9 protein-coding genes are annotated in these 7846 nt (G+C 36.0%); all 9 read right to left on the reverse strand.

What is annotated here, in order from left to right; all coding sequences use genetic code 11:
* Positions 1–9: 9 nt before the first annotated feature.
* Entirely contained in the window at positions 10–621 is a 612-nt protein-coding gene (locus tag Xentx_RS11325) for a prepilin peptidase-dependent protein (protein WP_074020348.1), read from the reverse strand.
* The gene (locus Xentx_RS11330) at positions 618–1124 is read right to left on the reverse strand and encodes a prepilin peptidase-dependent protein (protein WP_244149855.1); all 507 of its coding nucleotides are present in this window, start codon (positions 1122–1124) and stop codon (positions 618–620) included. The genes Xentx_RS11325 and Xentx_RS11330 overlap by 4 nt, the downstream gene beginning before the upstream one ends.
* Before the next feature lie 307 nt (positions 1125–1431).
* A complete protein-coding gene (locus Xentx_RS11335; RefSeq protein ID WP_074020350.1) occupies positions 1432–3111 on the reverse strand; it encodes a TauD/TfdA family dioxygenase in 1680 nt (559 codons plus the stop codon).
* A 112-nt stretch (positions 3112–3223) separates the two neighbouring features.
* On the reverse strand, positions 3224–3865 hold the full coding sequence (locus Xentx_RS11340; protein WP_074020351.1) for a LysE family translocator: 642 nt from the start codon (positions 3863–3865) through the stop codon (positions 3224–3226).
* Between the two features lie 2 nt (positions 3866–3867).
* Positions 3868–4761, reverse strand: a complete 894-nt coding sequence (locus Xentx_RS11345) for an alanyl-tRNA editing protein (RefSeq protein ID WP_074020352.1) — start codon at positions 4759–4761, stop codon at positions 3868–3870.
* A gap of 208 nt (positions 4762–4969) precedes the next feature.
* Positions 4970–5764: a thymidylate synthase gene (gene thyA / locus Xentx_RS11350; RefSeq protein WP_074020353.1), complete on the reverse strand. Its 795-nt coding sequence runs from the start codon at positions 5762–5764 to the stop codon at positions 4970–4972.
* On the reverse strand, positions 5761–6651 hold the full coding sequence (gene lgt, locus Xentx_RS11355; RefSeq protein WP_074020354.1) for a prolipoprotein diacylglyceryl transferase: 891 nt from the start codon (positions 6649–6651) through the stop codon (positions 5761–5763). Before lgt ends, thyA begins: the two co-directional genes overlap by 4 nt.
* A 162-nt stretch (positions 6652–6813) precedes the next feature.
* The gene (locus Xentx_RS11360; RefSeq protein WP_074020355.1) at positions 6814–7341 is read right to left on the reverse strand and encodes a GNAT family N-acetyltransferase; all 528 of its coding nucleotides are present in this window, start codon (positions 7339–7341) and stop codon (positions 6814–6816) included.
* Entirely contained in the window at positions 7341–7619 is a 279-nt protein-coding gene (locus Xentx_RS11365) for a type II toxin-antitoxin system TacA family antitoxin (RefSeq protein WP_074020356.1), read from the reverse strand. Before Xentx_RS11365 ends, Xentx_RS11360 begins: the two co-directional genes overlap by 1 nt.
* Positions 7620–7846 lie beyond the last annotated feature (227 nt).

Raw genomic sequence — 7846 nt, forward strand, 5'->3', positions numbered from 1 at the left:
CCGATACCTTTATTTCCTGATATTACGCAACCGAATTGTGGCTTGATGGCGATACACTATTGCTCGGGATTTCAACCAATGGGCATCAATAGATAAAGTAACAAAAATCACTCCGCCTTTTGCTTGTGATTTCTCAAGATGAAAGGTATCAATGACAATCTCTTTTGGATCAAATAACCTTTCCCAGCCATTTTCCTGACAATCTTCCACCCCTCTCCCCCACTCAAGAGCTCGGTTATTTAAGCGATAACCAAAAAATTCAGATTCAATGTGACCCGGTTTTTCCCATTGGTTATTTAAATTGAGATCAAAAGCAACAATAAAACAGGAATTAGCAGTTTCGGTATTTTTATGGTTAATCACCAATGGTTCACCTTTGCATTGTTCTCTATCCCGACAATAACCTGCCCGCCGAATATCTTTCTCCATTAAATAAGCCGTTCTGTTCACCAAATAATGCAATCTATATTTACGATAAAGATCGAGAATTTGGCTTGATAAAACTGGATACGTTTTTGTCATAGCAACAAAAATTACGCTACTGATTAGCAGAGCTACCATTATTTCTAATAAAGAGAATCCATCTTGTTTTTGCTTACAACAGAAGATAGTCAGAGTCATGGAGTTTTTATTCCCTCACAATTGGGCAACGAGCTAATTGTATTACTGCATGTCCTAATTCTCCCACGTCCAGAAACGATGACATTAATTTCACCTGCTGAGTTTGCCAGCGTGAAACTGGCTGGCATTGCTGTATTTCTGATCCCATAAAAATCAATGCGATCAGTCGTAGAAAATGATAAAAACACATCTTCGTGAGGAGAATAAATTCGCTCCCCATCACCTTCATCACAAACAGCTATTTTGGTTACAGACGATATCAAACACCAAGGCTGTTCTATCACTAACCATAGGGTACGCTCCTGATTTAAATAATTTGCTAAAGACTGCTGCCTTTCCATAAAAGACAACACATTATGTACCGCTGATTGCAAACGCAGGCGGTTTTGGTATTCCCCCCAATGGTACAACCCCCATAATAAACTGATCGAAATGATGAGCATTGCAATCATTAATTCTAACAATGTAAATCCGTTTTTCTGATTAATGCATTTATAGGTCATTATTCCTGATTTATTTATCGTTCAGATTTTGGTCAGCTGAAATATCTACTATTAGAAACAGAATAAACAGTACTACTGTTTGATTATGCGAAGAGATTTGAAAAAAAAGCAGACATGTTACTTTTTTACATTTTAATTGCGTAACAGCTCACAAAATTAAATTTAAAAATCATAACATAAGAAAAAAGAGTAGAGTGGAAATCTACTCTTTAATAGTTCCTTTTATATTAATTGATATTTTTTAATCTAAATTTAGTTTTGATAAATTTAAATAAATTGGGTGTAAATAGTTTTATTATAAAATAATCTAAACTATAAATCGTGTATTAATAATTCTAGGCTCTTCAAGAATATCTGAGCTTGCCTGTTTAATATTGGTTAACACACAAGTTCGTAATAACCACCTATCATAGCCATCATAACGCGGTATAAACTCTGAACGACCATGTACACAGCGGTTATTATCAATGATAAGTAAGTCCCCTGCTTCAAGGGCAACCCAATATTTATATTTATTAGCAATTTTTTTAAGTTTATCAAGAACCAATTCAGCCTCTGTATTAAGCCCTTTCATTAAATCTAAATCATAGATCATATAAGGATCATTAGGATTGCCATAAAGAATTGAAGTCAGAGGACCATTACCTTTTACTCCATTGGGGCTACCATAAGAGTAATCTATTCCTGTGATAAAGAGTGGCTCAGACAATATTTTAATTTCTTTTAGAGACAAGTCACGGAGCATCATCTTAGCACTTGATGTAAAGGTTTTAGCATTTTTTTCATGATCTTGACGTAAGCAATATAGTAAAACGTAATCACACATTAATGGATGGAAAGCAATTTCCGTATGAAAATCAAGTTCTTTTTTTGAACTTTCAGATGATAATAGAAACTCTTTTTTTATACTGGGAACCAAATTTTGGAATATGTTGCCATTTTTTTCTTGTGAATACCCAACGGCACAACCGAGAAATTCTGAAATCATGGCTAACCACAATTCACCATAAAAATTTCCTTTATCAGGATAATGCAACGCATGTGACGGAGTGGGAGGTAAAATACCATCAAAATTTAAGCCTTTTAATAGCAATACACCATAATCATTACCATAATTTTTAAAGTTGTATAAATTTTCTATGATCTCTTGGTTAAGATAGGTTATTCGTTTAAAACTTTCGGAAAGAAATTTACTCAGACAATTATAAGGGCTATTCAGTGGATCATCATAGAACCCTTTCTTAATTAACTCACCATTATCAATATGAATAATATGGTTACCTTTAATTTTAGATAAATCATGGATATTATCTGATTTTTCATATTCCTTTATATTATTAGAAAAACTTTTCTCTGACTTAAAATGGAGTTCTTTTTTATCGTTGTCAATAATATCTTTAATGACTCTTTTTAAAAATCTCTCATTATCGTATTTTGCAAAATAGAATGATGAATAGGTATTCAATAAACCAAGGTAATAGAATTTTTTATTGTTCTCATTCTTTTTCAACCCAATAACAAAATCGTCGTAATTTATGAAACTCTGCCATCCTTTATAATCAAAAAATTGTCTTACATAATTACCATGTAAATGGAAAAATTCTCCTCCGTAACTTATATTCATTTCTCCATCAAGCTGATTTAAATAATCATATTTTTTATGCTTAAATTCTATATTTTTAGTAATAATCTCTTTGTTCATAGAATTACTTTCAGTATGCGAGTAAATTTCAGACAAAGAGAATATGATAGATATATTAGGTTGTTCATCTATATTATTTTGTGAAACATCATTAGTTGTAATCAAAATATCAATATCACTTATAGAATTTCCTTTTGATATATGATCATCTATATTACACACATCGAAATTGTAATTTTTTAAAAAACCAATTATATTACAAAATGAGTTTATCGAAATATTACCCCTCCCTAATTTATTATAAAAAGAATTATCATATACAATAAGCAAACTTCTATCGTTCATTACCTAACCTCATTTATTTTAAAGAAGAATAGCATCAATAAATTTCATATTGATGCCCCTGACTCTATAGATAAATTTGGACAGAAAATTACATATTACAGTAATAAATTATTTACATAAAAATAGCACTTGCTAACATAATAAACCCAAATAACAATAAAAATGCACTAGTGATAGATTCAATGATAATTTGGGAATTTCCTTTTAAAAATAAATTCTGGATATAAGATAGTGCATAAACAAATATAATCCACCAAAATATACCAATGATAATATCAATAATCCCAAGTATGATAACTTGTCTGAGCGGGGGTAGCGATGGATTAATAAATTGAGGCAAAATACTGATAAAAAATATGGCTACTTTGGGATTAAACACATTGGCCAGAAGCCCGATTAAAAAAGGGTTTCTTTTCTGTTTGACGACATCTTGTGAAACTGTAATAGATTGTTGTTGATTTTTATTGCGATAAATCTCTCTTAACCCAGAGATTCCCAGATAAACAAGATAAAAGGCTCCAATTATTTGCAATATACTAAAAGCTAGTTTCGATGTCGCCAGAATAACTGTAGCACCCAATGATCCTAAAACAAGGTGAAAAAACAACCCTGCTTGCACACCAAATGCAGTGAGCATTCCTTCCCTTTTACTCTTGAATACGCCTTTACTGATAACAGCCCAATCGGGACCGGGTGTCAGATAAGAGAGCAACGCCAATAAAATAAATATGGATATCAATTCAAAGCTAATCATCTTTATGATCTCAACTGGCAATGTGTGGTGATTACAACATATTCATCACTTTCTCCTAGACTGATTTCCACTTTAAAATCCCCTATTTCTTCTGTATTTTTTATATGAGTCCCACCACAAGGGATAACAACTGGATGATTTTCTACAGTACTTTTCCATAATCGTAAATCTTCAATATTTTTTGATATGTATTCAACCTGTATTTCTCTTCCGGTTGAAAGCCAGTTTTTCAGGGTAAGATTAATTTCTTCATTAACACGATTAATGTCCTGCAAAAAGGCTGTCTTATCAAATCCTTTTTTCTTTATCGATTTACCAAATCGATATATATCTACGGATTGTAACTCAGAAATTGACGATTTAAATATTGATGCTTTATCCAAATTAAAATTGCCTAAACTATCTGTATCATAATTTTTATTCCAATATTTATTAGCCGCCTTGTTTAGAGCCAAAGACATAAAATGTGCCATACTATGCGCTACACTTATTTTATGTCTGACTTCTGCATCAACAGATAACTCAACTTTTTTACCTATAATAATTTTTTTATCTATGATAACCTTTTCTTCCAGACCATTTAGTGACTCTAAATAGTGTGCTGGAATAAGTTTATCTTCTGAATTTAATTTATTAGGTATATTCTGACCAATATAAATTTGTCCGTCAATGATAGCCGCGGTATAAGTTTTGACAATATTTAATATATGGGTACTAAAGGCTATAATTCCAACATCACTTTTTTGATCCCCCCACTTATAGTTTTCAGGATAAAATGGGCTATTATCCGTAATAATAATATAACCATTATTATATTTTAATATATCGATGACTATTGCATCCAGATTCAATTGCCCAGTCATAAATGAAGATTCAATTACTGAGTTACTTAACATGTCAATTTCGCCTACTGTTTATGTTATAACCATTTAATCTACTTATTGATTAAAAAATGTCAAGCTCTCTACAGGATGTATTTACTGTACAAAAACAAATATAATTAATGGAATAAATAATTAATGAGGGTAAATACATTTTCCATCCTCAGATTTGAGGATGGAAAAAGAAGAGAAGTGATTTTTTATTTACTGAAGAAATTAAGAATTAAACTGCAACAGGGGCTTTAATACCGGGATGCGGATCATAATCCACAATCTCGAAGTCTTCGAATCGATAATCAAACAATGATTCTGGCTTACGCTTAATAATTAACTTAGGTAATGCGCGGGGTTCACGGCTTAGTTGCAATTTGGTCTGTTCCAAATGGTTGCTATAAAGGTGAGTATCACCACCAGTCCAAACAAAATCACCGACTTCAAGATCACACTGTTGAGCCATCATATGCACCAGCAGGGCATAGCTGGCGATGTTGAATGGCAACCCTAAAAATACGTCACAAGAGCGCTGGTAAAGCTGGCAGGAAAGTTTGCCATCCGCTACGTAAAACTGGAAAAAAGCATGGCATGGCGCCAACGCCATTTTATCCAACTCTCCAACGTTCCATGCAGAAACGATGATCCGACGTGAATCAGGATCACTTTTCAACTGTTCAATAACCTGGGTTAATTGATCGATTTGACGACCATCCGCAGAGCCCCAGGCACGCCATTGTTTACCATAAACAGGCCCTAAATCGCCATTTTCGTCAGCCCATTCATCCCAGATAGACACGCCATTATCATGCAGGTATTTGACATTGGTGTCGCCATTCAAGAACCAAAGCAATTCATGGATAATGGAACGAATATGGCAACGCTTGGTTGTTACCAACGGAAAACCTTCTTGCAAATTGAAACGCATCTGATGACCAAAGATAGAGAGTGTTCCCGTCCCCGTACGGTCATCTTTTGCTGTGCCCTCTTCCAGCACTTTTTTCATTAACTCCAGATACTGTTTCATTTTGCCTCTTGTACCTTGTTATTGCGAGTTTTATTGCCAGGGCATTTATACGCCCATATCATCATAACTATTCCGAACAAAATCATTGGGATAGAAAGTATTTGCCCCATACTTATCCCGTCAAACAACCCAAGCTGGGCGTCAGGCTGACGGAAAAATTCGACAATTATGCGAAATGCGCCGTAACCAATCAGGAATAATCCTGAAACACTCCCCATCGGGCGCGGTTTACGGATAAATAAATTGAGGATGATAAATAATACAATGCCTTCAAGCACCATCTCATATAGCTGTGATGGATGGCGGGGCAGGACACCATATTTTTCCAGAATAGGCCATAACGAAGGATTGTCTGTGGCTAGAGCAATATCTTCACTGCGGGAACCAGGGAATAATATCGCCCACGGCGTATCAAGCGTAACACGCCCCCACAATTCTCCGTTGATAAAGTTACCAATACGCCCCATCCCCAAACCAAAGGGAACCAATGGAGCAACAAAATCTGCGACTTGTAAGAAGTGGCGCCTGGTGCGGCGCGCAAACCACCACATCGCGCAGATAACCCCTACCAACCCACCGTGGAAAGACATTCCTCCATCCCAAACTTTAAACAGATAAAGCGGGTTATCAAGGAACATTGGGAGGTTATAGAACAGAACATAACCGAGGCGTCCACCGACGAAAACCCCGACAAACCCTGCATACAGTAAGTTTTCAACTTCGGCTTTGTTCCAGCCACTGTTCGGCTTTGCCGCACGGCGATTTGCCAGCCACATGGCAAAAACAAAACCAACCAGATACATAAAACCGTACCAGTGGAGGGATACAGGCCCGATTGAAAATATGACTGGGTCAATATTAGGAAATGCCAGATAGCTAGTGCTCATCGTTCCCCACTAAAAATAATGTTGTGTGAATGAATGATCTTGTGCGAGTAAATTATATGACTTGAATGGCTTAAGACAAATAATCGCAGATGATAACACAGGCAAGTGACTCGCTCCCACCACTAAACCGTAAGTGGCAAGCGCTAAGAACTTTCGTTACATTTACAATTTTCCGGCCGTGGTCAGCGCAAGATAGATGGTTTTGAATGGCAATAACAGAGATAAAGGAGCATCTAATAACGGGACTGCACCAAAACTCTCATACCATTTTGCAACCTGTTGATTCTTAGCATCAATCAGAAGAGCAACACCACCCGCTTGCATAGCAACCAAAAGACAGCGTCGTCCTGCGGCAAGTAATAATTGTCCCCCAAGCCCTCTATTTTGTGCTGAAACATCCACTGCCAAGCGGCCAAGTCGAAAAACTAGCACTTCATGACGTGCCAGACCACGCTTAACCACTTCAGACACACGTTCGTAAGTTACAGAAGCAGGGCTAAGCGTGTAATATCCAAGTATCTTCTTATTGATATCATCAGTAATAGCAAGATAAGTTTTTGCTCCACCCTTCTCGTGATTCTGCCTTGCATGGCGATGTAAAAACTGATTCAACGTATAATCACCACAGTCGAAAGAGGCACGATCATGATGTTTACTGATAGGCTCTTCATACCAGATCGGTAACATCACTATGGCCTCTTTGGTAGGGCAAATGCTGCGGCCATTAACTTATCGTTAGGTGTCGGCGGGTTATCCAAAAGGTTCAGTACACGCAAACTGTCTCTCTCGGTGAGTTCCAATCGCTCATTTTCATCAATGACCTTTCGTGCTACTGACACCACATTACGGACTACAAACTCGGTTAGATTGGTATGTTGCAAGGCGGCTGCACGTATCAACAACAATTTGTCGTCTGAAGAAATCCGTAAGGACATACGGTCATTGGTTTCTACTGGAATCTGAGGCATAATTAAGTCCTCCTATTTTTTGTACACATTTAAATAGTACAAAAGAATCTGATGATTCACAATATGTACAATTTAAATACACGTACATGAAGAAAATAGCCCTTTTTTGTATAGCTTTTCTAAATACCTATATGGACACCGACTCAATGCAAGTGGGCAACCTATTTTTCTTTTTTGACAACAGTAGTCGCAAACATATATTCGGCTTCAAAGAGCCCTGATGAAAA

Origin of the sequence: Xenorhabdus thuongxuanensis, from assembly GCF_001908095.1 — a bacterium.
In the GTDB taxonomy this organism is placed as follows: Bacteria; Pseudomonadota; Gammaproteobacteria; order Enterobacterales; family Enterobacteriaceae; genus Xenorhabdus; species Xenorhabdus thuongxuanensis.